Source organism: Candidatus Polarisedimenticolia bacterium (genome assembly GCA_036004685.1).
In the GTDB taxonomy this organism is placed as follows: domain Bacteria; phylum Acidobacteriota; class Polarisedimenticolia; order Gp22-AA2; family AA152; genus DASYRE01.
Window position 1 is genome coordinate 92,853 of the sequence record DASYRE010000054.1, and the last position, 24,617, is coordinate 117,469.

29 protein-coding genes are annotated in these 24,617 nt (G+C 67.9%); 10 read left to right on the plus strand and 19 right to left on the minus strand.

Annotated features, from left to right (window positions below):
- The first annotated feature begins 49 nt into the window (after positions 1-49).
- Positions 50-499, plus strand: a complete 450-nt coding sequence (locus VGR67_15150; GenBank protein HEV8337750.1) for a zf-TFIIB domain-containing protein — start codon at positions 50-52, stop codon at positions 497-499.
- Between the two features lie 30 nt (positions 500-529).
- On the opposite strand, the gene VGR67_15155 is transcribed toward VGR67_15150, so the two are convergent.
- Positions 530-1,276 carry a ComF family protein gene (locus VGR67_15155; protein ID HEV8337751.1) on the minus strand — a complete coding sequence of 249 codons (747 nt, stop codon included), beginning with the start codon at positions 1,274-1,276 and terminating at the stop codon, positions 530-532.
- 4 nt (positions 1,277-1,280) lie between these two features.
- On the minus strand, positions 1,281-2,840 hold the full coding sequence (gene gpmI, locus VGR67_15160) for a 2,3-bisphosphoglycerate-independent phosphoglycerate mutase (GenBank protein HEV8337752.1): 1,560 nt from the start codon (positions 2,838-2,840) through the stop codon (positions 1,281-1,283).
- Between the two features lie 573 nt (positions 2,841-3,413).
- Here gpmI and VGR67_15165 point away from each other — a divergent pair.
- The 7 genes from VGR67_15165 to VGR67_15195 are packed head-to-tail and all read left to right on the plus strand — an operon-like array spanning position 3,414 to position 9,068.
- Positions 3,414-4,982: a cytochrome c peroxidase gene (locus VGR67_15165; protein ID HEV8337753.1), complete on the plus strand. Its 1,569-nt coding sequence runs from the start codon at positions 3,414-3,416 to the stop codon at positions 4,980-4,982.
- A gap of 28 nt (positions 4,983-5,010) precedes the next feature.
- Positions 5,011-5,652, plus strand: coding sequence for an SHOCT domain-containing protein (locus VGR67_15170; GenBank protein HEV8337754.1), 642 nt, complete (start codon positions 5,011-5,013; stop codon positions 5,650-5,652).
- 41 nt (positions 5,653-5,693) lie between these two features.
- Positions 5,694-7,088 (plus strand): M20/M25/M40 family metallo-hydrolase, encoded by a 1,395-nt coding sequence (locus VGR67_15175; GenBank protein HEV8337755.1) that lies wholly within the window; start codon positions 5,694-5,696, stop codon positions 7,086-7,088.
- 19 nt (positions 7,089-7,107) lie between these two features.
- Positions 7,108-7,539: a glyoxalase superfamily protein gene (locus VGR67_15180; GenBank protein ID HEV8337756.1), complete on the plus strand. Its 432-nt coding sequence runs from the start codon at positions 7,108-7,110 to the stop codon at positions 7,537-7,539.
- Positions 7,540-7,571: 32 nt separating this feature from the next.
- The gene (locus VGR67_15185; protein HEV8337757.1) at positions 7,572-8,249 is read left to right on the plus strand and encodes an MOSC domain-containing protein; all 678 of its coding nucleotides are present in this window, start codon (positions 7,572-7,574) and stop codon (positions 8,247-8,249) included.
- Positions 8,246-8,743 carry a GNAT family N-acetyltransferase gene (locus VGR67_15190; GenBank protein ID HEV8337758.1) on the plus strand — a complete coding sequence of 166 codons (498 nt, stop codon included), beginning with the start codon at positions 8,246-8,248 and terminating at the stop codon, positions 8,741-8,743. Before VGR67_15185 ends, VGR67_15190 begins: the two co-directional genes overlap by 4 nt.
- Positions 8,744-8,786: 43 nt before the next feature.
- Positions 8,787-9,068, plus strand: coding sequence for a TfoX/Sxy family protein (locus tag VGR67_15195; protein HEV8337759.1), 282 nt, complete (start codon positions 8,787-8,789; stop codon positions 9,066-9,068).
- A gap of 21 nt (positions 9,069-9,089) precedes the next feature.
- On the opposite strand, the gene VGR67_15200 is transcribed toward VGR67_15195, so the two are convergent.
- The 16 genes from VGR67_15200 to VGR67_15275 form a co-directional block, all read right to left on the minus strand.
- The gene (locus tag VGR67_15200; GenBank protein HEV8337760.1) at positions 9,090-10,472 is read right to left on the minus strand and encodes a tetratricopeptide repeat protein; all 1,383 of its coding nucleotides are present in this window, start codon (positions 10,470-10,472) and stop codon (positions 9,090-9,092) included.
- A gap of 30 nt (positions 10,473-10,502) precedes the next feature.
- On the minus strand, positions 10,503-10,856 hold the full coding sequence (locus VGR67_15205) for a TraR/DksA family transcriptional regulator (protein ID HEV8337761.1): 354 nt from the start codon (positions 10,854-10,856) through the stop codon (positions 10,503-10,505).
- Positions 10,857-10,871: 15 nt separating this feature from the next.
- A complete protein-coding gene (locus VGR67_15210) occupies positions 10,872-11,828 on the minus strand; it encodes a sigma-54 dependent transcriptional regulator (protein ID HEV8337762.1) in 957 nt (318 codons plus the stop codon).
- 64 nt (positions 11,829-11,892) lie between these two features.
- Positions 11,893-12,252 carry a ribosome silencing factor gene (gene rsfS / locus VGR67_15215; protein HEV8337763.1) on the minus strand — a complete coding sequence of 120 codons (360 nt, stop codon included), beginning with the start codon at positions 12,250-12,252 and terminating at the stop codon, positions 11,893-11,895.
- Positions 12,253-12,266: 14 nt separating this feature from the next.
- A complete protein-coding gene (gene obgE, locus VGR67_15220; GenBank protein ID HEV8337764.1) occupies positions 12,267-13,322 on the minus strand; it encodes a GTPase ObgE in 1,056 nt (351 codons plus the stop codon).
- 10 nt (positions 13,323-13,332) lie between these two features.
- Positions 13,333-13,590 carry a 50S ribosomal protein L27 gene (rpmA, locus tag VGR67_15225; GenBank protein HEV8337765.1) on the minus strand — a complete coding sequence of 86 codons (258 nt, stop codon included), beginning with the start codon at positions 13,588-13,590 and terminating at the stop codon, positions 13,333-13,335.
- A 40-nt stretch (positions 13,591-13,630) separates the two neighbouring features.
- Complete coding sequence (gene rplU, locus VGR67_15230; protein HEV8337766.1) at positions 13,631-13,945, minus strand: 50S ribosomal protein L21; 315 nt, start codon at positions 13,943-13,945, stop codon at positions 13,631-13,633.
- Positions 13,946-14,137: 192 nt separating this feature from the next.
- A complete protein-coding gene (locus VGR67_15235) occupies positions 14,138-14,725 on the minus strand; it encodes a GTPase domain-containing protein (GenBank protein HEV8337767.1) in 588 nt (195 codons plus the stop codon).
- A 15-nt stretch (positions 14,726-14,740) separates the two neighbouring features.
- Positions 14,741-15,238, minus strand: a complete 498-nt coding sequence (locus VGR67_15240) for a roadblock/LC7 domain-containing protein (GenBank protein HEV8337768.1) — start codon at positions 15,236-15,238, stop codon at positions 14,741-14,743.
- Between the two features lie 38 nt (positions 15,239-15,276).
- A complete protein-coding gene (locus VGR67_15245) occupies positions 15,277-15,633 on the minus strand; it encodes a hypothetical protein (protein HEV8337769.1) in 357 nt (118 codons plus the stop codon).
- Complete coding sequence (locus tag VGR67_15250; GenBank protein ID HEV8337770.1) at positions 15,630-16,373, minus strand: glycerophosphodiester phosphodiesterase family protein; 744 nt, start codon at positions 16,371-16,373, stop codon at positions 15,630-15,632. The genes VGR67_15245 and VGR67_15250 overlap by 4 nt, the downstream gene beginning before the upstream one ends.
- A gap of 16 nt (positions 16,374-16,389) precedes the next feature.
- Entirely contained in the window at positions 16,390-18,225 is a 1,836-nt protein-coding gene (gene typA / locus VGR67_15255; GenBank protein ID HEV8337771.1) for a translational GTPase TypA, read from the minus strand.
- A gap of 10 nt (positions 18,226-18,235) precedes the next feature.
- A complete protein-coding gene (locus VGR67_15260; protein HEV8337772.1) occupies positions 18,236-18,535 on the minus strand; it encodes a ubiquitin-like small modifier protein 1 in 300 nt (99 codons plus the stop codon).
- The gene (locus VGR67_15265) at positions 18,535-19,734 is read right to left on the minus strand and encodes an exo-alpha-sialidase (protein ID HEV8337773.1); all 1,200 of its coding nucleotides are present in this window, start codon (positions 19,732-19,734) and stop codon (positions 18,535-18,537) included. Before VGR67_15265 ends, VGR67_15260 begins: the two co-directional genes overlap by 1 nt.
- A gap of 90 nt (positions 19,735-19,824) precedes the next feature.
- Positions 19,825-20,499: a class I SAM-dependent methyltransferase gene (locus VGR67_15270; protein ID HEV8337774.1), complete on the minus strand. Its 675-nt coding sequence runs from the start codon at positions 20,497-20,499 to the stop codon at positions 19,825-19,827.
- Between the two features lie 73 nt (positions 20,500-20,572).
- Complete coding sequence (locus VGR67_15275; GenBank protein HEV8337775.1) at positions 20,573-21,127, minus strand: polymer-forming cytoskeletal protein; 555 nt, start codon at positions 21,125-21,127, stop codon at positions 20,573-20,575.
- Between the two features lie 626 nt (positions 21,128-21,753).
- Between VGR67_15275 and VGR67_15280 the strand changes: the two genes are divergently transcribed.
- Positions 21,754-23,373 (plus strand): hypothetical protein, encoded by a 1,620-nt coding sequence (locus VGR67_15280; GenBank protein HEV8337776.1) that lies wholly within the window; start codon positions 21,754-21,756, stop codon positions 23,371-23,373.
- Here the strand turns inward: VGR67_15280 and ttcA are convergent.
- Positions 23,283-24,110, minus strand: a complete 828-nt coding sequence (ttcA, locus tag VGR67_15285) for a tRNA 2-thiocytidine(32) synthetase TtcA (protein ID HEV8337777.1) — start codon at positions 24,108-24,110, stop codon at positions 23,283-23,285. The two genes, VGR67_15280 and ttcA, sit on opposite strands and share 91 nt — an antisense overlap.
- A gap of 195 nt (positions 24,111-24,305) precedes the next feature.
- Between ttcA and VGR67_15290 the strand changes: the two genes are divergently transcribed.
- On the plus strand, positions 24,306-24,578 hold the full coding sequence (locus VGR67_15290; protein ID HEV8337778.1) for an HU family DNA-binding protein: 273 nt from the start codon (positions 24,306-24,308) through the stop codon (positions 24,576-24,578).
- Positions 24,579-24,617 lie beyond the last annotated feature (39 nt).

Consider the following 24,617-nt stretch of genomic DNA (forward strand, 5'->3'; position numbering starts at 1 on the left):
AGCGGAGAGGGGGATCCCGGGGAGCCCCCTCTTCGACCGAGGGGGCTTCTTGTATTGTTCGGGGTGCGGGGGTGGGCTTCGGGAGACGCAGTACCTGGGCGTCGATATCGAGATGTGCCTGAACTGCGGGGGCATCTGGCTGGAGGACGGACGCCTCAAGCAGCTGATCGACAGCGCCCGGCGCGGACTGCCGGTCAAGTCGGTGGAGAACGCCACCCGCTTCAAGCCGAGCTACCGGCTCGAGCCGGCCGAGCAGGAGAGAATCGTGAAGTGCCCCTGGTGCATCGGCATTCTCAAGCCGGTGAACTACACCTCGTCTTCAGGCGTCGCGATCTACTCCTGCATCAACAATCACGGAGTCTGGGTCCCGAAGGACAACCTTGAGCGGCTGCTTCTCTTCCTGAACGTCTGGGAGAGCTATTTCAGGCGGGGAGGCGCGTACTCGCCGATCGCCCAATTCGAGAAGCGGCGTTTTCTCCGGCGGTATTCCGCTTCCTGATCCATCCCCTCACGTTTCCCGCCGCCTCAGTCAGCGGACCGTCCGAGCGAGAGTGAGCACCCGCACCCGGCGAGCCCCGGCGCGCTTGAGCACTCGCGCGCATTCCTCCACCGTGCACCCGGTCGTGTAGATGTCGTCCACCAGGAGGACGTCCCGCGCCGCCACCGCCATGCCCGGCCCGAGCGAAAAAGTCCCGCGAAGGTTCCGCCGCCGCTCTTTCCGGCCGAGGCCCGTCTGGGATCGCGTCGGGGTCGTCTTGGTGAGCAGCCTCGGCCGGTGCGGCAGCGCCGCGGCCGCGGCGGCGGCGGCCGACAGGAACGCCGATTGGTTGAAGCCCCTCTCCCGCAGCTTGCTCGGGTGCAGGGGCACCGGCGCCACGAGGTCGGCCTCGGACGCCTCGCCCGGCAGCGAGCGCGCCAGCCAGCGTCCGAGGCTCTTCGCCAGGGCCGTCTCCCCGCCGAACTTGACCTTGTGAATCGCCTCTCTCAGCGCCCCGTCATAAATCCCCGCGGAGCGGCAGCGATCGAAGGCGCGCGGGCGTCGCCGGCATTCGCCGCACAGGAACGCGGGGGCGGGAACGGGGTCTTCGAAGACGAAGACGGGATCGCCGCATCGCCGGCAGCATGCACCTTTCAGCCTGCCGAACGACTTCCAGCAGGCCAGGCAGACTCCCCCGTCGTGCTCGGCGGGGAGGTGATTCCCGCAGACCAGGCAATCGGCCGGCAGGAGAATGGCGGCGAGCGGTAGCAGGAGCCGCCGGAAGGACTCGAGAGCCAAGGCCTCACCCCTCGAACAGGGATCGGCCCTCCATCTGCGTCGGAGCTTCAAGCTCCAGGATCTCGAGAAGGGTGGGCGCGACGTCCGCGAGCAATCCCTCCTCCCGGAGCTTCTTGCCTTTCAGCCGCTCGCTCACGGCGAGCAGGCGAACGGGGTTGGTGGTATGGGCCGTATGCGGCTCGCCGGTTGCCTCATCCACCATCTGCTCGGCGTTGCCGTGGTCGGCCGTGATGATGGCCGTGCCGCCTTTCTCCTGGATGGCGCCAACCACCTGGCCCACGCACCGGTCGACCGTCTCGACGGCGGCGACCGTGGCGGGATAGACTCCGGTGTGGCCGACCATGTCGCAATTCGCGAAATTCAAGATCACCACCAGGTCCTTCTTCTCTCCCACCTTGCGGATCAGCTCGCGGGCGATTTCCGCGGCGCTCATCTCGGGCTTGAGGTCGTAGGTGGCCACTTTCTGGGAGGGGACCAGGATCCTCTCCTCGCCCGCGTAGGCTCGCTCTTCGCCGCCGTTGAAGAAGAAGGTGACGTGCGCGTACTTCTCCGTTTCCGCCAGGCGAAGCTGCGGCATGGCGGCCGCGGAGAGGGCCTGGCCGAAGCTCCCCTCCACGTTCTGGGGCGGGAAGACGGCGGGAATCGCGAAGGTGCGATCGTAGCGCGTCATTCCCGCGAAGGCGGAGAGCCGCGGGCGCGGGTCCCGATCGAACCGATCGAAACCGTCCTCGATGAACGCCCGGGTCAGCTGCCGCGCCCGGTCGGCGCGGAAGTTGAAGAAAAGGACGCCATCGCCGTCCCGGACGGCTCCCAGGCTCGCATCTCCCCGGATCCGGATTACCGACGGAAGGAGGAACTCGTCGGTGACGCCGCGGCCGTACTGGGTCTCGATGGCCGCCTCGGCGGAGTCGTACTCCTCTCCCTGCCGGCGGACGATCGCCCGATAGGCCTTCTCCGTCCGGTCCCATCGATTGTCCCGGTCCATGGCGTAGTAGCGCCCTGCGATCGTCGCCACGGCGCCGGCTTCCTCCCGCGCGAGCGCCGATTCGAGATCGCGCAGGAGGCCGATCCCGGAGCGGGGCGGCGTGTCCCGCCCGTCGGTGAAGGCGTGGATGAGAATCTCCAAATCCTGACGGTGCGCCAGACGCACGAGCGCCTTGAGGTGGTCGAGATGGCTGTGCACGCCGCCGTCGGAAAGCAGGCCCATCAGGTGAAGGCGTCCCTGGCTTTCGCGGATCGACGCGAACAGCTTCGCGAGCACCTCGTTCCGGCCGAGCTCGCCCAGCTCGATCGCCCGGTTGATGCGGCTCAGGTCCTGGTAGACGATCCGGCCGGCGCCCATGCAGATGTGCCCCACTTCGGAATTCCCGATGACTCCGCTGGGGAGTCCCACCGATTCCCCCGACGCTTTCAGGAGGGTGTGAGGGTAGGACGCCAGGAGGTCGCGAAGGTGCGGGGCGTCGGCGTTGGCGACGGCGTTGTATTCGCGGCGCTCGCTGTACCCCCACCCGTCCAGGATGATGAGCGCCAGCGGCAGGACGCTTCGGTTGGCGATGCGCGTCATGAGGATCCTTTTGCCGGTCGAGCCGCGAGCGGGGAGCGGTTCCGTCAGTCTAACATCCTTCGAAGGCCGTCGCAGGGGGGCGGAAGCCCGCGGGCGGGGGCGCGAACGAGGCCCGCAGGGTAAGAGATCTGCCCGCGCGCCGTCAACCGGCGCCGCCGCGATGGAGTGGAGAGCGTGGCCTCGGCCCTCCGGGCGCGCGCCCGATTCCGGCTTGCCTGAAAAGGGAGCGGGGATCGACAGAACTCGTCCAGGCTCTGCTGCTTCTCGGCCCGGGATGCCTGTCGGTTGCCCGTGTGGCTCACGATGCAACCCCCTTCGGTGAGGGTTACAGCCTAAATGGCGCGACGTATCTCGCCCGGGTTACATTTTAGATGGCGCGATACGGGCGCTTGTCCCCGGCGGGGCGACGGGCGTATAGTCACGCCCGATCCGCTTGCGTGTTCCGGTTGTGACGTAACGGGCCATTCGCCTCGCGCGAGGCCGGCCGACGGGGATCGCGGCCTCAAGCGTCGGTCGCGTCGAGCGCGGGCCAAGCCCATCGGTTCATTCCACCCCGAAGCGCCAGGAGGCGTCATGAGCCGGGCAATCCGTTCATCCTTCGTCGTCTTCGTCGCTTTCATCGGTGGCGCCCTGTCGACCTTCGCCGCGTCCCCCGATCTCGATCGCGAGGTCCAGCAGGCGCTCGACCGGGCCGGGTTCACGGGGAGGGTGCAATCGACTCTCGAGGCTCGCCTGGGGCGTCCCGTCAACCCGCAGCTCGCCGATCTCGGGCGGCTGCTCTGGTTCGACAAAGCGGGAGGCTTGCATTCGGACAATACCTGCGGCGGCTGCCATTCGCCCGGCAACGGCTTCGGCGACAGCCAATCGATCGCCATCGGGGTTCAGAACAACAATCTCGTCGGTCCCAATCGCTCGGGGCCGCGCAACCAGCGGCGGACTCCGACGGCCGCCAACACCGCCTTTTATCCCAATCTGATGTGGAACGGCCGGTTCTCCGCCCCCTCGGGGAATCCCTTCGACAACTCGGCGGGCTACCTGTTTCCGGCCCCCGAAGGCGCCGCGAAGTTCCCCGCTTTCGATCCCGTCGTCACGCACCTGCTCATCGCCCAGGGCCACATCCCGCCCACGGAGCTGGTCGAAGTGGCGGGCTTCACGGGAACGCGCGGGACGATCGGCCCGGAGTTCGACGCTTTCGACGACGGCCTCGGAAGGGTCGTGCCGCCTCCGGACGCCAGCGGGTTCCGCAACGAGCCGATTCGCCAGACTCTCCTCGCCGAGCTGAACGCCTCGGCCGCCTACCGCCAGCTCTTCGGGAACCTCTTTCCGGAGGTGGCAGCCGGCGGGCCGATCGATTTCACGATGTTCGGGCGGGCCGTGGCGGAGTTCGAGTTCACGCTCGTCTTCGCCGACGCGCCGGTCGATCGCTTCGCGCGCGGCGAGGCGCGGGCGATGACGATTCCCCAGAAGAGGGGCGCCCTGGTCTTCTTCGGCAAGGGCCGCTGCTCCCAATGCCATGCGGTGTCGGGCGCTTCGAACGAGATGTTCAGCGACTTCCAGATGCACGTCGCCGGCGTCCCCCAGATCGCGCCGGTTTTCGGAGTGGGAACGGGGAACGTGATCTTCGACGGCCCGGGAAGGGACGAGGACTTCGGCCTCGAGCAGATCACCGGCGATCCGGCCGATCGGTACAAGTTCAGGACCTCGCCGCTGCGCAACGCCGCGCTGCAGCCCGCGTTCTTCCACAACGGCGCCTTCACGACGCTCGAGGAGGCGATTCGCAGCCACCTGAAGCCGCTCGATTCCGCGCCGCGCTACGATCCGGTGCTCGCCGGCGTGGACGCCGATCTCACCCTCCGCCGCGGTCCGATCGAGCCGGTTTTGGCGAGGCTCGACCCATTGCTGAGCACGCCCGTCGATTTGACCTCGGACGAGTTCAACAACCTGGTGGCCTTCGTACGGGACGCGCTGCTGGACGAGCGGGCGAAGAGCCAGAATCTCTGCCGGCTCGCTCCGGCGGCGGTGCCCAGCGGATTCACCACGATGCGGTTCGAGAGTTGCGCCCAGCGCCGCCCCAGGCTCCTGGACGCGGGACCGACCGCCCTCGCGCGCCGGCCGGATTCCGACGCCGGGGCCGCTCCTTGAGGCCATCTCTTCCCGCGAGGACCGCACGGTGAGCCAAACGGATCCGACCCTGGCGCAGACGCTGGCCGACGAATCCCCGAGTCTTCAGGCGGCTCTCGCCGATCTTCGCGGGCTGCTCGTGGAGGGGGAAGGGCTGCAAGCCTGCGCCGCGCAGCACCGGCTCTTCGCGCTCACGCACCGGAGAGTCGTCGTCGGCGCGACCACCGGCCGGCTCATCATCCTGCAAAGGCGCCTGCTCGGCGGCTACCAGCCCCAGGACATCCGATGGCAGGACCTGAAGGAGGTGAGCCTGGACGTCGGAATCGTCGGGGCGGACCTGCTGCTCGTGGCGGCGCGCGGCGCCGACCTGGCGGGAGCGGATCAAGGGACGCGGTCGATCACGATCCAGGGCCTGCGCAAGGAGCCGGCGGCGGCGGTCTACCGCATCTGCCAGGCGCAGGAGCAGGCGTGGCGGGAACGGCGGCGGGTCCGCGAGATCGAGGAGCTCCGGGCCAAGAGCGGGGGGATCGCGATCGGGGGCGCGGCGATCGCGCCGGAAGGCCTGGCGTCGCCCTCGCCGGGGGAGACTCCGGCGGCGCGCCTGGCGCGCGCCCGGGAGATGCTCGCGAAAGGGCTCATCAGCGACTCGGAATACGAGTCGATCAAGGCCAAGATCGTCTCGGGCTTGTAGCCTGAGAGCCGCGCACGGCGCGCCGCGCGCCACGAGGGAGAATGATCGACCTCCGCCGTCCGGGCGCCCTTCGAGTCCTCGCCTGGCCGCTGATGGCGGTGGGCCTCGCCGCCGCCGCGCTTCCCGGAGGGCCGGCCCGGGCCGCTTTGCGGGCGCCGGCGATCTCTTCGGAGGAGCGGGAGATCCGGCGCTGGGTCGAGCAGCATGCGGAGGAGGCGGAGGCGCTCCTCGAGCGGGCGGTCAACATCAACAGCGGGACCCTGAACCTGCCCGGAGTACGGAAGGTCGGCGCCCTCTTCCGGGCCGAGCTCGACGCCCTGGGCTTCAAGACGCGCTGGGTGGAAGGGGAGGCGTTCCACCGGGCGGGCCACCTCCTCGCCGAGCGAGCCGGCTCCGGTCCTCGCGTCCTGCTCATCGGCCATCTGGACACCGTCTTCGAGGCGGACGGCTCCTTCCAGCGATTCGAGCGTCTGGAAGGCGACCAGGCGCGCGGCCCGGGAGTGATCGACATGAAGGGAGGGGACGTCATCCTCCTGCAGGCCCTGAAGGCGCTCCGCGCCGCGGGAAGCCTCGATGGCCTGGCGGTGACGGTCGTCCTGACCGGGGACGAGGAGAATCCCGGAGAGCCGATCGATCTCTCTCGCGAAGCGCTCGTGCGGGCCGCCCCAGGGGCGCAGGCCGCCCTCGGCTTCGAGGATGGCGACGGCAAGCCCCAGTCGGCGGTCGTCGCCCGCCGCGGATCGAGCAGCTGGGTGCTCCGGTCGACGGGGAAGGCGGCCCACTCCTCGCAAATCTTCCGGAAGGAGATCGGCGCCGGAGCGATCCTGGAGGCCGCCCGGGCGCTGGACGGCTTCCGGAAGCGGCTCGCCGGCGAGCCCTACCTGACCTTCAGTCCGGGTATCCTCCTGGGCGGCACGCTCGCGGAGCTGGAGGATTCCGGAATCCGCGGAACCGCCTCCGGCAAGAGCAACGTGGTCGCGGGGCGGGTGGTCGTGACCGGCGATCTGCGCGCTCTCTCGCCGGCGCAGCTCCGGAAGGCGAAGGCGGCGATGGCCGAGGTGGCGGCGCGGCACCTGCCGCAAACCTCCTCGGAGATCGATTTCAAGGATTCCTACTCGCCGCTGGCGCCCTCCGAGGGGAACCGCAGGCTCCTCGGCCTGTACGATCGAACCAGCCGGGACCTGGGATTTGGGCCGGTCACCGCCACCGACCCGATGGAGGCGGGCGCGGCCGACGTCTCTTTCGTGGCCGGCGTCGTCTCGATGATCCTGGATGGAATCGGTCTGAAGGGGCGGGGCGGTCACACGGCGGAGGAGACCGCGGATCTGAAGATGCTGTCGGTGCAGACCCAACGAGCCGCGGTCCTGCTGCACCGCCTCTCCCGCGGCGCCGCCGGGGCCGCGCGCTCGGGGGGGAATCGCAAGGGCGCCGGCTGATCCGCCGCGAGGGTTCCTGATGGCCGAGTTTGCTCCTCCGGTGCGCTTCCTCGCCGTGGCACCTGAATTCGCCGTGTGTGACGTCGTGCGCGCCGCGGAATACTATCGGGACGTCCTCGGGTTCGAGATCGAGGGGTTTCTTCAGGACCCTCCCGTCTTCGCGCTGCTCTCGCGGGATGAGGTCGAGTTGCACCTGCGCAGCGGCGGCAACCGGAGCGTGGAGGCCGGGGCGCGGCGCGGCGATCCCGACGCCTACATCTGGGTGGAGGATGTCGACGTCCTGGCGGCGGAGCTGCAGGAACGCGGCGCGCGTCTCCTCGAGGGGCCGGTGGACCGGGTTTACGGGATGCGCGAGATCCGGGTGTGCGACCTCGACGGCTTCATCCTCGTTTTCGGCAGCCGGAGAGAGCTTCCGCCGCCGGAACGAGGCGCCGGAACCTCCGGCGAGTGAGCGGTACTTCGGGGCCGCCGGGGATGGGGACCATGCATCTCCTGTCGGTCAGCGTTTCCAAGCCGAAGACGCTCATGACTCCCGAGGGACCGATGCGGACCGGGATCTACAAGGCTCCGGTCACCGGACGGGTGCGCGTGCTGAAGCGTCACCTCGAGGGGGACGGTCAGGCCGACCTGCGGGTTCACGGCGGAGTCGAGATGGCCGTCTACGCCTATCCGGCCGAGCACTATCCGCAGTGGCGGCGCGAGCTGGGTCGCGAGGATCTTCCCTACGGATGGTTCGGAGAGAATCTGACGGTGCAGGGGATGCTCGAGGAGGAGATCCGGATCGGCGACGCCTTCCGCGTGGGAAGCGCCCTCCTGCAGGTGAGCCAGCCCCGCCTGCCGTGCCACAAGCTGGCCTTCAAGATGGGCCTTCCCGACTTCCCGCGGCGCTTCATGGCGAGCGGCCGGAGCGGGTTCTACCTGCGGGTCCTGGAGGAGGGGGACGTCGGCGCCGGCGACGCGATCGAGCGGCTGGAGCGGGATCCGGTCCCCCTGTCGGTCCGGGAGCTCGTCGAACTGATCGCTTCGGACGAGGATCGGATTCCGGAGCTTCTCGAGCGCGCCGGCCGCGTCGCGTCCCTGGCTCCGGGCTGGCGACGGAAGATTCAGGAGCGGCTCGCGCGGCGGCGCGCGCGCCCCGGACCTCCGGGGACTCCTCCATGAGCTGGACGATCGTGCCGATGCGGCCGGAGGACTACCCCGCCCTGAGCGCCATCTACCGCGAGGGGATCGACACCGGCGACGCGACCTTCGAGACGGAGGTCCCGGAGTGGACCGGTTGGAACGCTTCCCACCTGACGCCGTGCCGCCTGGTCGCGCGCCGGGGGGGCGAGCTGCTCGGGTGGGCGGCGCTGGGTCCGATCTCGGAGCGGCGCGCCTACGCGGGCGTCGCGGAGGTGAGCGTTTACGTGGGGAAGGCGCACCGCGGGGCGGGAGTGGGAAGGGCGCTGCTCGCCGCCCTGGTGGCGGAATCGGAGCGTCACGGGATCTGGACGCTCCAGGCGGGCATCTTTCCCGAGAACCGGGCGAGCCTCGCCCTGCACCACGGGGCCGGCTTCCGCGAGGTGGGGAGGAGGGAGAAGCTGGGAAGGACGCGCGGCCGATGGCGGGACGTGATGCTCCTGGAGCGCCGCAGCCTCGAGGTGGGCGCCGAGTGACGCGCGCCGGACGGGACGCCAGCGAGAGGGAGGAAAGGGCGCCATGAAGGAATCGTCTTCGCCGCCGTCGGAGCTCTCGGGCTTGAAGAACATCGGCCGGGTGACGGAGCGGTGGCTCAACGCCATCGGCATCGCGTGCGAGGCCGATCTGCGGCGCGTCGGCGCGGTGCAGGCCTATCGCTTGATCCGGGGGAGCGGGCAGGCGGCCCCCGCGAGCCTCCTGTACGCGCTGCAGGGAGCGTTGATGGATGTGCATTGGAGCCGGCTGCCCGCGGAGATCCGGGAGCTCCTCGATCGCGAGCTGGCCCGGGCGGACCGCCTGTGAAGCCGCTCCCGGGGATGGAGATCAGGCGATGTCGCCGGTTTCCACGTTGTAGACGGGAGCGGAGCTGATCCCCATCTCCTCGAGGGTGAGCTGCTCCTTGAGATCGAGCTGGATCGTGTTCCACTCCGAGCAGGTCTCGCAGTGGTCCCGCCAGGCGGAGAAGCGCGTCGAGCAGGCGCTGCAGCGGTATTCCAGCCGGAGCGGATCGAGCTGGTTGAGAAGGTGGGAATACTCGCGCGCCGCCTGCGCCGGATCGCCGCGCCGCTCCAGGATTCGCGCGATGTAGAAATGAATCGTGGGCGCGTAGCTGAGCCTCGACTTGAGCGCCCGGAAAACGTCCAAGGCCTCGTCCAGCATCTCCAGGCGATAGTAAAGCTTTCCGAGGAAGAAGCGGGGGACGACCTCCCGCTTGGCCCTCCAGGAGAGCTGCTTGAAGACTTCGATGGCCCGCTCCGGCTCCTCCATCTGCAGGAAGAAATCCTCCAGGGTCGACAGGAAGATGGGCGAGGAGGTTTCCTCGAATCCCTTGCGCCAGACCTCGATCGCCTCGTCGGTCTCGCCCCGTGACACCAGGATCTTCCCGAGCTTCCAGGAAGCGGGGACGAAGCCGGGAGCTTCCTTCACCAGGCGGCGGAGGATCGCCTCCGCGTCGCCCGGCCTATCCTCCCCGGCGTGGCGGCAGGCGACCTGGTACGGAATCCCGAGCGCGAATCGCTCGTCGGCCTTCTTCATCCCCCCCTCGCCCAGGAGGGCCTCGATCTTCTGCTGGATCTCGAGCGCGGCCTCCCACTCCTGGGTGCGAGCCAGCAGCGCCCGCAGCTTGCGGTAGGCGGTCAGCGCCCGCTTCGGCTTCTTCTCGATGATCCGCGTCAGGAATTCCCGGGCGGCGGCGGCGTCCCCCATCCCCTCGTAGTCCTCGACCAGCGCGAAGAGCGGCCGGAGATCCGATTCCCGGGAGCGCAGCGCGCGCCGGTGGAAGTCGACCGCTTCGCGGGTCCGTCCCAGCTCCCGGCAGACGTCTCCGGACTTCAGCAAGGCCTCGAAATGACCGGGATCCCTCTGCAGGACGGCCTTGAAGTGCTCGAGCGCCCTCTCCTCCCGTCCGCTCAGGATCGCTTCGATGCCGAGAACGTAGAGGCGCTCCATCTCCTTCTGCAGGCGCGCGCTGCGCCGGCGGGTGACGCTGTCGAAGAGGTGCTTGACGTCGCGGAGGAGGCCGAAGACGACGGGGACGGCCATCGACGCGAGTGAGACGAAAAGGAAGGCGGCCCAGACCGGCAGGGAGAAATCACGCGACAGGGCGATGTGGCCGCCGAGCACTTCGGCGTTGGGACGGTAGAGCAGGGCCAGGACGAAGACGAGGGCCGAGGCGGCGACGATGAAGAAGAAGGTCCTGAGCCTCACGTTCTCCTCGCACTCCGCGGCTATCCGGCGTCAGAGCAGGCCCTTCTCCTCGCGCTCCTGACAGGAGATGCAATGCCGCGCCCAGGGCACCGCCTCCAGGCGCTTGGGGATCATCTTCTCGCCGCATTCGACGCACACGCCAAAGGCGCCCTTGCGCAGCCGCGCCAGCGCCTCGTCCACCATCTGCAGCATCTGGCGATCGCTGTTGCTCAGAGAGTAGAGGAACTCTTTGGTGTAGGCGTTGGAGGCCTTGTCGGCGATGTCCTGGGTGTCGCCGTCTTCGGTGTCCCGGCCGTAGTTCTTGTTGGTGATGTAGGCCGCGACCAGGGCGCGCCGTTTGTCTTGGAGCTTCTTCCTCAAGACCTCCTGTTGTTTCTTCGTCATGCCTTGCCCCCTCTGTCAGGGGATGCCGTACCGCTTCCGCTTCTCCAGCAGGGTCTTGCGGTTAATCCCCAGGATTCTTGCCGCTTCGGTCTTGTTGCTCCGGCAGACCCGGAGCACTTCACGGATGTACGATTCCTCCAGCCTTTCCAGGCTCACCATGCCGAGACCCGCGGCCCTCAGGACCGTCTCGGTCCGGGCGGCGGGGCTCAGCGGAAGATCTTCCGGTCCCAGCTCCGGACCCGAGGAGGCGATGACCGCACCTTCAAGAACATTCTTCAGCTCTCGAACATTTCCAGGCCACGTATGATACCGCATCAGGTCGAGAGTTTCAGGCTTAAGTTTCAGCGGCGCCCTGCCGTGCTGCCGCGCGAAAAGCGCCAGGAAATGGCCCGCCAGCGCCGGCACGTCCTCGACCCGATCCCGCAGCGAGGGAATCTGGATGGCGACGACGTTGAGGCGGTAGTAGAGATCCTTCCGAAACCGGTTCTCACGGGCCAGCGCTTCCAGATCGGCCGAGGAGGAGGCCAGGAGCCGGATGTCGACCCGTATCGTCTCGTCGCCCGAGAGCCTCTCGAAGCTGCGCTCCTGGACGACCCGGAGGAGCTTTCCCTGCAGCCCCGGCCCCAGCTCGCTGACCTCGTCCAGGAAAATCGTGCCGCCGTGAGCCTGCTCGAACTTGCCGATGTGGCGGCCCGAGGCCCCGGTAAAAGCCCCCTTCTCATGGCCGAAAAGCTCGCTCTCCAGGAGGTCTTCCGAAACATTGGCGCAGCTGATGGTCACGAACGGCCCGGCGGCACGCGGGCTGATCCGATGGATCGTCGCGGCCAGGAGGCTCTTGCCGGTGCCGCTTTCGCCGGTGATCAGGACGTTGGCGTCGCTGCGCGCCACCTTGGCCGCCAGATCGAGGATGCGCTTCATCTCCGGATCGGAGTGGACCAAGGTGAGAGCGTTGTTTCCCAGACTGCTTGGCATCGCCATTCCCCTCGATCGAGAGCGCAGGCTCAGAAGGGGAATATGGTGACCCGGGCGGCCGAAGTCAACCGAGCCGGGAGCCGGAACTCCTTTTTTTCTTTGGCTTTTCAGCGATTGTCAGACGGGGGGCATCGCCCCAGAGGCGCTCCAGATTGAAGAACTCCCGGCGCTCCCGGGTGAAGATGTGGACGATGAGGTCCGAGTAGTCCATCAGGATCCACTCCCCGGTCCGGTACCCTTCCACGTGGCTCGCCAGGACTTTCTGTTGCTTGAGGGCCGCCTCGATCGCATCCGCGATCGCCTGCGTCTGCCGGCTCTGCTGGCCGTGGCAGATGATGAACGCGTCGGCGAAGGAGCAGGCCCCCTTGACTTTCAGCGCCACCGGGTCGGCGGCCTTCTTCTCCAGCGCCGCCTTCAGGGTCAATTCGATCTTGCGAGTCAGTCGGATCGTCCTGCTCCTTGGGTGGTCGCCGCTTCGGGCGCCGTGACCGCGGCGCCGGCGCGGGAGGATTGTAGCTGCTTCCAGATCGACTCGAGCAGTTCTTCGAGCCCCTGTCCCGTCACCGCGGAGATGACGTGGAACGGGAGGTGAAGCGCGCCGCATTCCCGGGCGAGAGGAAGGTAGCGTTCGGGCGCGGGTCGCGTGTCGGCCTTGGTGATCGCCACGATTTGCGGCTTCATCTCCAACCCCGCGCGGTATTCCCGGAGCTCCTCGTTGATGGTCCGCCAGTCTTCCAGGGGGTCGCGGCCCGGAAGGGGAGTCGGATCGACCAGATGGATCAGAATCTTCGTCCGCTCGACGTGACGCAGGAAGCGGATCCCCAATCCGTGACCTTCGTGGGCGCCCCGGATGAGGCCCGGGATGTCGGCCACGACGAAAGTCCGCTCGTCATCCTGGTCCACCACCCCGAGGTTCGGGACCAGCGTGGTGAACGGATAGTCCGCGATCTTCGGGCGCGCGGCGGAAATCCGCGAGATCAAGGTCGATTTGCCGACGTTCGGATAGCCGATCAGCCCCACTTCGGCCAGCAGCTTGAGCTCCAGCGTCAGCCAGCGCTCCTGCCCCGGCTCTCCCGGCTCCGCTTCCAAGGGGGTCTGGTGGGTGGACGAGGCGAAGTGGGAATTGCCCCGGCCGCCGCGGCCCCCCTTCGCGGCCATCCAGTGGGTCCCGGGTCGCGTCAGATCGGCGAGGAGGAAGTCCTCCTCGAGGACGACTGTGCCCGCCGGGACCAGAATCACGAGGTCGTCCCCCTGCCGGCCCGCCTTGTTGCTTCCTTTCCCGTGCCGGCCCCGGCCGGCCCGCAGGTGCCGCTTGTAGCGGAAGGTCCTCAGCGTGGAGAGCGAGGTGCTGACTTCGAGGAAGACCGAGCCGCCGTCGCCTCCGTCGCCTCCGTCGGGGCCGCCGTGCGGAACGTACTTCTCTCTCCGGAAGGAGACGCATCCATTGCCGCCCGCTCCCGCCTGGACGAAGACCTTCGCATGATCGATGAACACGGGGCGGGATTCAGTCCGCTTTCTGGATGCTGACGAACTTTCCGAGGCGCCCCCGGTCGCGGTAGACGACGATCCCCTCGACCCGAGCGTAGAGGGTGTCGTCCTTGCCGCGACCCACGTTGGCGCCCGGCTTGATGACCGTCCCGCGCTGCCGGACCAGGATGGAGCCGCCGGGAACCCGTTCGCCTCCGTAGCGCTTCACGCCCAGACGCTGGGAGTTGCTGTCGCGGCCGTTTCGAGAGCTTCCGCCTGCTTTCTTGTGTGCCATCGGGTCAACCTTTGTCAGGGTCGGGGAGGGCTGCCCCGCTTCAGAGGATGATCTCTTCCACCTTCACCGCGGTGTAAGTCTGGCGGTGGCCCCGGGTCCGCCGGTACTGCTTGCGCTTCTTCTTCTTGAAGACGAGGACTTTCGGCGCCTTGTCCTGGATCACCACGGTCGCCACGACCCGCGCCTCGGCCACCAAAGGCTGGCCGACCTTCACGCCCGCCTTGTCGCCTCCCACCAGAAGGACTTCCGCGAACTCGATCTTTTCGCCCGCCTTCTTGTCGAGCTTCTCGACCTTGAGAACGTCCCCCTTCGACACTTTGTGCTGCTTGCCGCCGGAGCGGATGATGGCGTACATGCTGCTCCCTCTGCCTGCTGTGGAACCGTGAATTATAGGCAAGGCCGGGCGGCGTTGTCAATGAATCGTTGGGCGCGGCGCCCGGGGGGCGCGGGCTGGGGCGGGGCGCCGGGAAAAGCGCGCGGGGGACGTCAAAAGCCGAGAGGAATCAAGGAATTGGCGACGCGGAGAGCGGAGAATCGGCCGGCCGCCTCAGGCCGTCTTCTTGAGCTCGACCAGGACCATCCGGGCGATCGCCTTGAGGGTGTCGAAGACGCCGGTGCCGTTCTGGGCCACGGCCTCGAAGACCGGCTCGTTGCGGATCACGAGCTGCCGCTTCATCTCCTCCACCGGCACCGCGGTGCTCATGTCCCGCTTGTTCAGCTGGAGGACGTAGGAGAGCTTCGCGAGATCGTATCCCTGCTCTTTCAGATTGGTTTGCAGGTTCTTGAGCGATTCGACGTTGGCTTCCATCCGCGCCGCCTGGGAGTCGGCCACGAAGACCACGCCGTCGACTCCCTTGAGGATGAGCTTCCGGCTGGCGTCGTAGAAGACCTGGCCGGGCACCGTGTAGAGATGAAAGCGGGTCTTGAAGCCGCGGATCGTCCCGAGGTCGAGCGGCAGAAAATCGAAGAAGAGCGTCCGGTCGGTCTCGGTGGCCAGGGAGATGAGCTTGCCGCGGCTGGTCGGGCTGCTCTTGCCGTAGATCCACTTCAAGTTGGTGGTCTTGCCGCCGAGCCCCGGGCCGTAATAGACGATCTTGCAGTTGATTTCGCGCGCCGCGTAGTTGATGAAGGTCATAGGGTCCCGAGGCGATCAGTTCCCGAAGAGACTGTCGATGTCGGCGTCGGTGATCTCGGCGAACGGAGAAGACGCGGCCAGCTTGCCGCTCCGCGCCTTCGCCGACTGCGCCTGCATGCGCGCCAGCGCTTCGGCGAGCTCGCCCGAATACTTCTTGACGCGGAGCCTCACCAACCCCAGGGAGGAGCGCACTCCGAAGATCACCAGGAGGATCACCTTGCCACCGACGACCGAGAGATGGAGGTTGTCCTTCTCGCCTTCGTGGTACAGCGCCGAGAAATCCCGCTCTCCGATCAGGCGGGCGAGACTGTCGGTGGCCGCGACGTTTCCCGCCGCCAGCGACGCCAGGGCAGTGGTGTCGAGGCCCTCGACCTCGCCGACGGCGGCGATCTGCTGTCCGTTGCGATCCACCAGACAGACGACCCGGGCGTTGGCCTCGGCGCGGAGGCGCTGGATCAGGTCGCGGATGGCCAGGTAGTCCTCTTCGTGCAGGATGATGTCGGAAGTGGGCAAGCCGGTCTCCTCCGATGCCGGGTCAAATATATAGATTTTTAATGATTTCGCAAGACCCGGCCCGGGGGAGAGGGCGGCGGAGCGAAGGAGAAGCCGCAGGGAACCTCCGGCGAGATGATGTCGCGCTCCCGCAGGTCCCTTTCGTCGATAGGGAAGGTCCTGCATACCTTGGGCTTGTGACGGTTGATCCGGCAGGTGGGAAGAGGCCGTGCGGCATAGAGCGGGCAGGCGAACAGGAGGTTGCAGCAGGCGCCGGTCCGATCGCATTGGCCGCGCCGCCGGCCGAGGCTCTGGGCCACGTAGGCGGGCCGGAAATGGACCAGGTAGAAGCGGCGGAGCTTCCCCAGGCCCAGCGCCGTCTTCTCGCCCCAGCTCAGCTCCGACCAGGATCTCATCCTTCCTCCCGCCCCATTGTCTCATAGGAGAAGATGCGGGGGTCGTCGGTCATCACCCCGTCCACTTCCATCTTCTCGAGCGCCCGCAGGCGCTCCGGACGGTTCACGACCCAGACGTGGACGGCGAGGCCCAGGCGCCTGCAGCGGTTCAGCAGGCGGGGCGCGACGATCCGATCCTTGGGATGCAGCGCTGCGAGCCCCGCCTTCCGGACCAGCGGCTTCAGGCCGCGGGTGCCGCGGGACGCGAGCCAGGCGAGACGGACCCGGGGCAGGCAGGCGCGAAATCCGAGAAGGTCGCCCGGAGCGAACGAGGAGATCAGCACGGCGTCGAGGGCCCGGTGCGACTCCAGGCGCCGGGCGATCTGCCGGATCGCCTCCGGGCGGCGCTTCTTCTCCTTGAGCTCGAGGTTCAGGCCGCAGCGCCCGCGGGACCATTCCAGCGCCTCGTCCAGCGTCGGAATGCGCTCCGCCAGGAACTTGCGGCCGAACCAGCTGCCGGCGTCGAGGCGCAGCACCTGCCGCAGCGACATCGCGCCCAATTCGCCGCGGGCTCCGGTGGTCCGATCGACCCGCTCGTCGTGGAGCAGCACCGGGACCTGATCGGCGGTGAGCCGCACGTCGGTCTCGATCCACTCGCAGCCCCGGTCGTACGCCTCCTGGAAAGCCGCGATCGTGTTCTCCGGCGCCAGCGCCGAGGCGCCGCGATGGGCGAAGCGAATCAGGCCGCGTCGCGGCGTCATCGAAGCGGGCCGGCCCTCACACGACCTCCACGGCGGGACGGTCGGAGCGCTTGCGATCCTGATGGTTGAGGAACCGCTTCCGGAGACGAATCGTTCGCGGCGTCACTTCCACCAGCTCGTCGTCGTTGATGAATTCGATGCAGTGCTCCAGGCTCATCTGCCGCGGCGGCGTCAGGCGGATCGCCTCGTCCGAGCCGGAGGCGCGCATATTCGTCAGGTGCTTCTTCTTGCAGATGTTCACCACCAGATCGCTCTCGCGGGAGTGCTCGCCCACGATCATCCCCTCGTAGACCCGCACCCCGGGGCCCACGAACATCGTGCCGCGCTCCTGCAGGTTGGAAATAGCGAAGGAGACGCTCTCGCCCGCCTCCTTGACGATCAGCGCGCCGCGCGTGCGCCCCGGGATCTCCCCTTTGTGGGGCCCGTAGCCGTGGAAGACGTGGCTCATGACGCCGGCGCCGCGCGTGTCGCTGAGGAATTCGTTCCGGAAGCCGATGAGCCCGCGGGCCGGGATCAGGAACTCGACGCGGACTCTGCCGGTGCCGGCGCCGCTCATGTTGGTCATCTCGGCGCGCCGCGATCCGAGCTTCTCCATCACGACGCCCAGCGCCGGTTCCTCCACGTCGACGACGAGGTGCTCCATGGGCTCGAGGATCGCCTCGCCCTCGCGGCGGGTGATGACGCGCGGGCGCGAGAGCTGGAATTCATAGCCCTCCCGGCGCATCGTCTCGACCACGATCGCCAGGTGCAGCTCGCCGCGGCCCGACACGACGAAGCGCTCGGTGGAGTCGGTCTCCTCCATGCGGAGGCTGACGTTGGAGCGGATCTCCCGCTGCAGCCGCTCCCGGAGGTGGCGCGACGTCACGTATTTCCCTTCGGTCCCGGCGAGCGGCGAGTCGTTCACCAGGAACTCCATGGAGAGCGTCGGCTCCCCGACGCGCAGGGCCGGAAGCGCCACCGGGTTCAAGGGATCGGCGATCGTCTCCCCGATGGCGACGTCGGGGAAGCCCGCGAGCGAGATGATCTCTCCGGCCGAGGCCTCGGCGACGTCGGTGCGCTTAAGCCCCTCGAAAACGCTCAGCCGGGTCACCCGTGCCCGCTCGTCCGCCCCGTCGTGCTTGACGAGAGCCACGTCGGCTCCTTCGCGCACCTTGCCGCGCAGAATGCGCCCGATCGCCAGACGGCCCAGGTAGTCGTTGTACTCGATGTTCGTCACGCTCATCTGAAAATCGGCTTCGTCGTCGCCCCCGGGAGGCGCCACCCGCTCCAGGATCGTCTCCAGGAGCGGCTTCACGTCGGTGTCGGCGTCCTCCAGCTCGCGCCGGGCGTAGCCCAGCTTGGCGGAGGCGTACAGGACGGGGAAGTCGAGCTGCTCCTCGCTCGCCCCCAGATCGAGGCAGAGCTGGAAGACCTCGTCGAGGACCTGGTGCGGCCGGGCGTCGCCGCGGTCCACCTTGTTGATCACGACGATCGGCCGGTGCCCGAGCTCCAGCGATTTCTTCAGGACGAAGCGGGTCTGGGGCATCGGCCCCTCGGCTGCGTCCACGAGCAGGAGCACGGCGTCCACCATCGTCAGGGTGCGCTCCACCTCGCCGCCGAAATCGGCGTGACCGGGGGTATCGACGATGTTGATCTTGACCCCCCGGTAGCGGACGGAGGTGTTCTTGGCGAGGATGGTGATCCCCCGCTCCCGCTCCAGGTCGTTGCTGTCCATGACCCGCTCCACCATCCTCTCGTTCGAGCGGAACGTCCCCGTCTGCTGGAGGAGGCGATCCACCAGCGTCGTCTTCCCATGATCGACGTGGGCGATGATGGCGATGTTGCGGATGTCGTGGCGCTGTTTGTCGGTCATGGCCTCTATTCTACAGGATGATGGGCCGCCCCCCGCCGCTGACGGCGGGAAGAACGGCGATTTCGCAGGACGCGGGAAGGCGGGTCTCGAGCCCGCCCGTGTGCCGGATGCTCTCGCTTCCCACGAAAAGGTTGACGTGGGGCCGGACTTCGCCCTGCTCCGTGAGAATGCGATCCCGCAACGCGGGATGGATCGCCCAGAGCGCTTCGAGCGCCTCGCCGACGGTCGACGGACGGCCGGGAAGGAGCACGCGGCTCTGGCCGGCGGCGCAGGCGCGCAAAGGGGTGGAAAGGGCGACGGCGACCGGCATCAAGGCTTCCGCGGGGAAGCCCGGCGGCTCCGGGACCTCGGGGCGGCCGCGCGGCGCGCGCGCCGCGGCGGGCGCGGTCCTCCCACCACGGCCGCTTTCACGCAGACGACGGGAGGCAGCCCGCTGCGCAGCAGCTTCCAGGACTTTCCTTCGTCGCGCGAAGCGTAGATCCGTCCGCTCCGGGTGCCGAAGTAGACGCCGGCGGGATCGTGCGCGTCGACCGCGAGCGCGTCGCGCAGGACCGTCTCCAAGGCGTCCTTCTGGGGGAGCCCGTCGGTGAGCGGGCGCCACGACCGGCCGGCGTCTCGGCTGCGGTACGGCCGGAGCCGGCCTCCGGGAGTGCAGCGGAAGACGTCCGATTCGAGCGGCAGGACGAAGAGGGTGTCGGGTTCGTGGGGATGAACCGCCATGGAGAATCCGAAATCGGAGGGGACTCCCTTGCCGATGTCCTGCCAGCTCTCTCCGAAGTCTTCGCTGCGGTAGATCCCGCCGTGGTTCTGCAGGAACAGCCGCTCCGGACGAGAGGGGTGCTGGACGAACTTGTGCACGCACTGTCCGAACTCGGGATGGTGGTCGGGCAGGAAGTCGGCCCGGATCCCCCGGTTCCGCGCATGCCAGCTCCGGCCGCCGTCGTCGGTCCGGTAGACGCCGCCCGTGGAGACTCCGACGTACATCCTTCTTCGGTCGGAGGCATCCGGCAGGATGGTGTGCAGGCACAAGCCGCCCCCGCCCGGAGCCCAGAGGGGCCGGTGGGGATGATCGTGCAGTCCCTCGACCAGCCTCCAGCTTCCGCCGCCGTCCCGCGACTCGAACAGAGCCGCGGGATCGACCCCGCAGTAGAGCGTCTCCGCTTCCTCCGAGCGTCCCGGGCGAATCTGCCAGATCTGGCGCAGCGACCTCTCCGACTCCTCGGGGAATCTCAGGACGCAGGCGCCGGGAGGGCTCCAGGTCCTGCCGAAGTCGTCGGAGAAGCGCAGCAGCGCGCCAAAGTGGCCGTGGTTGCTGGCCCAGAGTCGGTGCCGGCCCTGGCGCGCATCGAAGGCGGCGGCGTAGACGTCCTGGCCCGGGAAATGAGGCCCTCCCAGGTCCCACCGCCTCCGGCTTGCCCCTTCGGAACGCAGGAGAAACAGCCCCTTGGTGGTCCCCACCAGGAGCAAAGTGTCCCCTTGTCTGACCGGAACCTGCCGCGTCGCGACCATTTCTCGTCCCTGGAAGATGCCGTCCGGCTGTGAATGGGGAGGGAAATTAGCACAAAGACGCCGCGGCGGGCAATGGCGGGACGGCGCGGCCTACGCGGAAGGAGTCGATTTCGCGCCGTCGGACGCGGCGGCGAGCGGGCGCTTCTTCTCCAGAAGGATCTCCCGGCTGCCGTTCTGGAGGACGACGGCGAAGTGGGTCCGGAATCCCTCGAACATCCGCTCGATGTCGCGGTTCTGATAGACGTGCCGCAGCGGCCGGGCGGCGCCCAGGGGAATCCACTCGATCTTGTCGGGCGCCGTGATGCGGAAGCGCCGGGAGGGCTCGCGACGCTCCGTCTCGCGGGAGGTGAAATAAGCCATCACGATCCCTCCCGCCTTCACGACGCGATGGAGGTCCCGGGAGAAACTCCTGGCTTCCTGGGGACCGAGAAAGTCGAAGAAGTCCCAGACGAGAACCGCCTCGAAGGAGTCGGATGGGTAATCGAGGCGGGGATGTCCTTTCCAGTCCGGTCCTCCGGAGGAGGTCAGCGCCGCCGTCTCCACGGGGCGCTGCTGGTCGTCGGCGGTGACTTTGCACCCCAGGTCGATGAAGAACTGCAGGTTGCCTCCGACGACGCTGCCGAGGTCCAGGACGCGGGCGTGCGGCGCGGCGCTCAGGCGGCGGGCGAGACGGGGGAGGGCGTGGGAGGTCTGGAGAATCGGCCCGGCGCCGCTTGCGGCGCCGGTCTGAGGCCCGGGAAGGTCGGAATCGCGGCGTTTGAACATGGGTCCGAACATAGCGGAAAGCGAGGGGGAGGCGCCGGCCCGATGGCCCGGCCGGCGCTCTCCCTCGAAGGCTTCAGCGGGCCTTTTCGGCGGAGTTGCCGTGGACCGGCTGCGGCATCACGTTCTTGTAGGCCGGCGCTTCGTCCTTCACCGGCTGGATCGGCTTGATCTGATCCGGGCGCTGCGCCGGGCGGCTCTCCCGGTTGGCGGCTCCCTTGTCCATGTCGACGCTTCCCTTGAACTGGGCGCCGTCGGCGATGACGATGCGCGGCGAGGTGATGTCGCCCTTCAACACTCCGGAGTTGGTGATCTCGACTCTCTCGGAAGCGAACGCGTTTCCCAGCACCTCGCCGGTGATGACGATGCTCTTGGCATAGACGTCGGCCTTGATCTTCCCGTTCGGACCGATGGTCAGGTTGTGATCCTTGAGCTCGATCTTCCCTTCGACCCGCCCCTCGATCGTCAAATCCTCGGTGCCGGTCAGCTCGCCCTTGATGAAGATCGTCTGGCCGATGTTCACGAGCCGGCTGCTGCTGCTGCTCGGAAGGCTCTGCCCCGTGCTCGCGTAACCGGTTCCCGTCGCGAAGCTGCCGGGCGCCACGTCCTTGCCCTCTTTCTTATCCCACATCGCATCTGCCTCCTAAAGAGAGTTGGTTCCCAATTCGTACCGGTTCCGCGTGCATTCTTCCGCCCGGCCCGCTCCCGGGGCGCCGGCGGGAAGATTGGAAAGAACGGCGAAGCGAACACTCCTCGAGGAGACCGGGATATCTGGACGCGTGGATCCGGCTCGCGCCGGAAGCCATGGACCGACCGAATCCGACCGGGATTCGCTGTCGGCTTGCCACCGCGTCGCCTACAGGTATGGCGCAATCTAACACCCGGATCCGGGGGTGTCAAGGAAACGGCGTAGATATCGCCGTGAAATTCGGATGGGTTACCGGCCGATCACGACCGATGGTGCCGCGCGCGGTCCCTATCATATTAATAGGGCTCTGCCGCGCCGGCCGGACGCCGGCGCCAGGGTGCGGGGGTGCGGGGAGGTGGAGAAGATCCCTTCGCGGAAAGCGTGCAGCACGGGCATCGGGCTCCTTCCCGCCGCGAATCGAGTTCGTATAGTATGAAGCGCCGCTCTCGACGTCAACGCGGCGGGGAGTCGGAGGCGCGCGGCGGGTTCCCGACACCCGGCGGAGCCTGCCTGTGGGACCCCCCGCGGGCCCGGCCGTGGCGCCGTGGACGAGCCTCCCGGAGCGTGAGTTGCCTGACGGACGTTCCGCCGAAGATCGCGCCCTCCGCGCCCTGCTGCTCCTTCTCGGAATCGGCTCCCTTGTCCCCGTCTGGGCGGTCCGGTTCCTTCCCCTCCAGGATCTGCCGAATCATCTGCTGAAGGTCGACCTCCTCGAGCGGTTCCTGCGGCGCGAGGCCTGGGTCGATGCCATCTACGCGCCGAATCTCCGGCCCGTGGCCAATGCCACGTGCTATGCCGTCATCCTTCTCCTCGCGCCTCTCGTCGGCAAGATGGCCGCTTCCAAGATCTTCGTGTCGGCCTGCCTCGCCCTGATGCCGGCCGCGGCCTACCGCTGGCTCCGTCGCGTGAATCCGGAGAACGCGCTGCTGGCCCTCGCCACTCCCGCGATGGGATTCAACCTTTTCCTCATGATGGGGAACCTCAATTTCTGCTGCGCGCTGATGGTCTACGTCGCCGCTTTGGCGGCGCTGGCGGCGCCGGCACGGGGGCGGTTCCCTGCGGCGTTCACCCTGCTGGCGACCCTTCTCTACTTCACCCACGGCTTCGTCTTCATGATTCTGGCCGGAGTGACCGGATGCCTTCTGGCGCTGAGCTTCAGCCGCGATCTGCTCAGGAAGGCGGCCGGACTTCTTCCGGGGCTTCTCCTGATGATCGGGACGTTGCTCTTCTCCCTCCTTTCCGGGCCGGGCGGCGCCGGCGCGCTGCGCCCGGCTTTCGCGCGGCCCCGGCTCGATCTGGCGAGACTCGCGCTCGTGTGGCTCCTCAATCCGCACGGCTGGGGCTACGACACCGTCGTCGCTCTCGGCTGGGTGGGGGCGCTGGGAGGCGCGACGCTCTGGACGCTGGCGACGCTGCGCTCGGCGGGCGCGCCGTCGCCGCGCCGCAACGACCTTCTCCGCCGCAACCCCTGGCTCGTGGTGGCGGCGCTGCTCGCCCTGGGGTATCTGCTGGCCCCGGGCCAGCTGCGCGACTGGTGGCATCTGAAGATGCGATTCAGCCCTTTGCTCGTCCTGGCGCTGCTGGGCGGGGTGCGCCTCCCGAAGGAACGCGGCATCCGGATCGCCACGGCCGCTCTCTTCGTCGCCGCGGCTCTGGCGATTCAGATGCGCAACCTCCAGGAATTCCGCAAGCGGAGCGGCGACGTGGAGGAATATCTCGCCGGCATCGACGCCGTCGAGGAGGGGAGCTCGCTGCTGCCGATGGAGAACCTGGAGCCGGGGCCCAAATACCGCGTCAATCTGCACTCGTGGGCCTACTACCTGATGGCGAAGAGGGGGTGGGCTCCCTACCTGCACGCGCAACCTGCCTACAATCCGGTGACCTACCGGGTGACGCCCTGGGCGCCAGGGGAGGGGGGCGCGGTGCCCGGCGACGAGGCGCTCCGGCGGGCGGCCGCCTGCTACGATTACGTGATTCTCTGGAACCCGCGTCCGGGCGACGCGCGGGCCCTGCGCCGCTACTTCGATCTGCGGCGGGCGCACAAACGCCTGCGCATCTGGAGGAACTCGTTCGGCAGGAGGGGAGGCGCTCCCGCCGATCAGCCGGCGTGCGTCGCCGACTCCGCGGCCGCGGGCGCGCCGTCCGCCGCGGGAGACGCCGGCGCGAGGAACCGCGGATCCATCAGGTGAGGCAGGTGGACGTTGCGGGTCGCCTTGAGCAGGGAGGCCTTGATTCCGGGGTGGCCTTCCTCCAGGCGCTTGAGGAAGCTCTTGATCTGGTGCCGTTGCAAGGAGGCGTCGCCGCAGGCGGGGCAGCAGCAGCACACCACGGGGAATCCTCGGTCGCGCGCGTAGTCGATCACCTCCTGCTCCCAGACGTAGACCAGCGGGCGGATGACCGTGTGCCTGCCGTTTTCGGCGCGCAGCACGGGAGGCATCGCCTTGATCTGCCCGTTGAAGAACTGGAGCATCAGGAGCGTCTCGATCACGTCGTCGGCGTGGTGCCCCAAGGCGATCTTGTTGCATTCCAGCTGATCGGCGAGACGGTAGAGAACGCCGCGGCGCAGCCGGGCGCAGAGAGAGCAATGCGTGTCCTCCGGGTCCATCTTCTTCCGGATCGTGGCGGCGATCTCCGTGGTCTCGATGTGATAGGCGTAGCCGCCGGAGCGCAGATGCTCCTCGATGATGTCGGAGCGGAATCCCGAATATCCCTGATCGACGTTGCAGGCGACGAGGTCGAACCGGATCGGCGATCGGCGGCGCAGCGTCTCGAGGAGATCGAGGAGGACGTAGGAGTCCTTTCCTCCGGAGACGGCGACCAGGACGCGGTCGCCTTGCTGGATCATGCGGTAGTCTTGAATCGCCCGGCCCGTCTTGCGCGTGAGGGCCCGGCTCCGATCGACGGGAAGCGACGGCTCGGGACTCATTCCATTCCTCCGGAGCGCGGCGGAAGGCCGCGGCAAAAGCCCGTCCATTATAGCCGCGTTCCGCGGCGCGCCGCGCCGGCGAATTCCGAGCGACTTTCTGTTGACACCCCGATCTCGCGATGCTATATAAGCGCCAACTTTCGTTCTCGGGGATTCCAACCGATCCGAACCAACCTACGAGGTGGAGGTGAGGCGATGAACAAGGGCGACCTGATCCATTTCGTCGCGCGGGACGTCAAGATCACCAAGGTCCAGGCGGCGAAGGCCATCGATTCGCTGGTCGAGCACATCACCCGGACGTTAAAGCGGGGGGAGCGCACCAGCCTGGTGGGCTTCGGCACGTTCTCGATCTCGCGACGGAAGGCAAGGACCGGCCGCAATCCCCAGACGGGCGCTCCGCTCCGAATCCCCGCGAAGAAGGTCGTTAAGTTCACCACGGGGAAGGGGCTGCGGGCGATCATCAAGTAACGAACCACGCCCGGACGCGTTCCGCAGGCGGCCCCCCCG

Coding starts and splice junctions, on each gene's coding strand:
- gpmI (HEV8337752.1), bottom strand. CDS start 2,840: ATGACGCGCATCGCCAACCGAAGCGTCCTGCCGCTGGCGCTCATCATC.
- VGR67_15165 (HEV8337753.1), top strand. CDS start 3,414: ATGAGCCGGGCAATCCGTTCATCCTTCGTCGTCTTCGTCGCTTTCATC.
- VGR67_15175 (HEV8337755.1), top strand. CDS start 5,694: ATGATCGACCTCCGCCGTCCGGGCGCCCTTCGAGTCCTCGCCTGGCCG.
- VGR67_15180 (HEV8337756.1), top strand. CDS start 7,108: ATGGCCGAGTTTGCTCCTCCGGTGCGCTTCCTCGCCGTGGCACCTGAA.
- VGR67_15185 (HEV8337757.1), top strand. CDS start 7,572: ATGCATCTCCTGTCGGTCAGCGTTTCCAAGCCGAAGACGCTCATGACT.
- VGR67_15190 (HEV8337758.1), top strand. CDS start 8,246: ATGAGCTGGACGATCGTGCCGATGCGGCCGGAGGACTACCCCGCCCTG.
- VGR67_15195 (HEV8337759.1), top strand. CDS start 8,787: ATGAAGGAATCGTCTTCGCCGCCGTCGGAGCTCTCGGGCTTGAAGAAC.
- VGR67_15205 (HEV8337761.1), bottom strand. CDS start 10,856: ATGACGAAGAAACAACAGGAGGTCTTGAGGAAGAAGCTCCAAGACAAA.
- VGR67_15210 (HEV8337762.1), bottom strand. CDS start 11,828: ATGCCAAGCAGTCTGGGAAACAACGCTCTCACCTTGGTCCACTCCGAT.
- rpmA (HEV8337765.1), bottom strand. CDS start 13,590: ATGGCACACAAGAAAGCAGGCGGAAGCTCTCGAAACGGCCGCGACAGC.
- rplU (HEV8337766.1), bottom strand. CDS start 13,945: ATGTACGCCATCATCCGCTCCGGCGGCAAGCAGCACAAAGTGTCGAAG.
- VGR67_15235 (HEV8337767.1), bottom strand. CDS start 14,725: ATGACCTTCATCAACTACGCGGCGCGCGAAATCAACTGCAAGATCGTC.
- VGR67_15245 (HEV8337769.1), bottom strand. CDS start 15,633: ATGAGATCCTGGTCGGAGCTGAGCTGGGGCGAGAAGACGGCGCTGGGC.
- VGR67_15250 (HEV8337770.1), bottom strand. CDS start 16,373: ATGACGCCGCGACGCGGCCTGATTCGCTTCGCCCATCGCGGCGCCTCG.
- typA (HEV8337771.1), bottom strand. CDS start 18,225: ATGACCGACAAACAGCGCCACGACATCCGCAACATCGCCATCATCGCC.
- VGR67_15260 (HEV8337772.1), bottom strand. CDS start 18,535: ATGCCGGTCGCCGTCGCCCTTTCCACCCCTTTGCGCGCCTGCGCCGCC.
- VGR67_15265 (HEV8337773.1), bottom strand. CDS start 19,734: ATGGTCGCGACGCGGCAGGTTCCGGTCAGACAAGGGGACACTTTGCTC.
- VGR67_15270 (HEV8337774.1), bottom strand. CDS start 20,499: ATGTTCAAACGCCGCGATTCCGACCTTCCCGGGCCTCAGACCGGCGCC.
- VGR67_15275 (HEV8337775.1), bottom strand. CDS start 21,127: ATGTGGGATAAGAAAGAGGGCAAGGACGTGGCGCCCGGCAGCTTCGCG.
- ttcA (HEV8337777.1), bottom strand. CDS start 24,110: ATGAGTCCCGAGCCGTCGCTTCCCGTCGATCGGAGCCGGGCCCTCACG.
- VGR67_15290 (HEV8337778.1), top strand. CDS start 24,306: ATGAACAAGGGCGACCTGATCCATTTCGTCGCGCGGGACGTCAAGATC.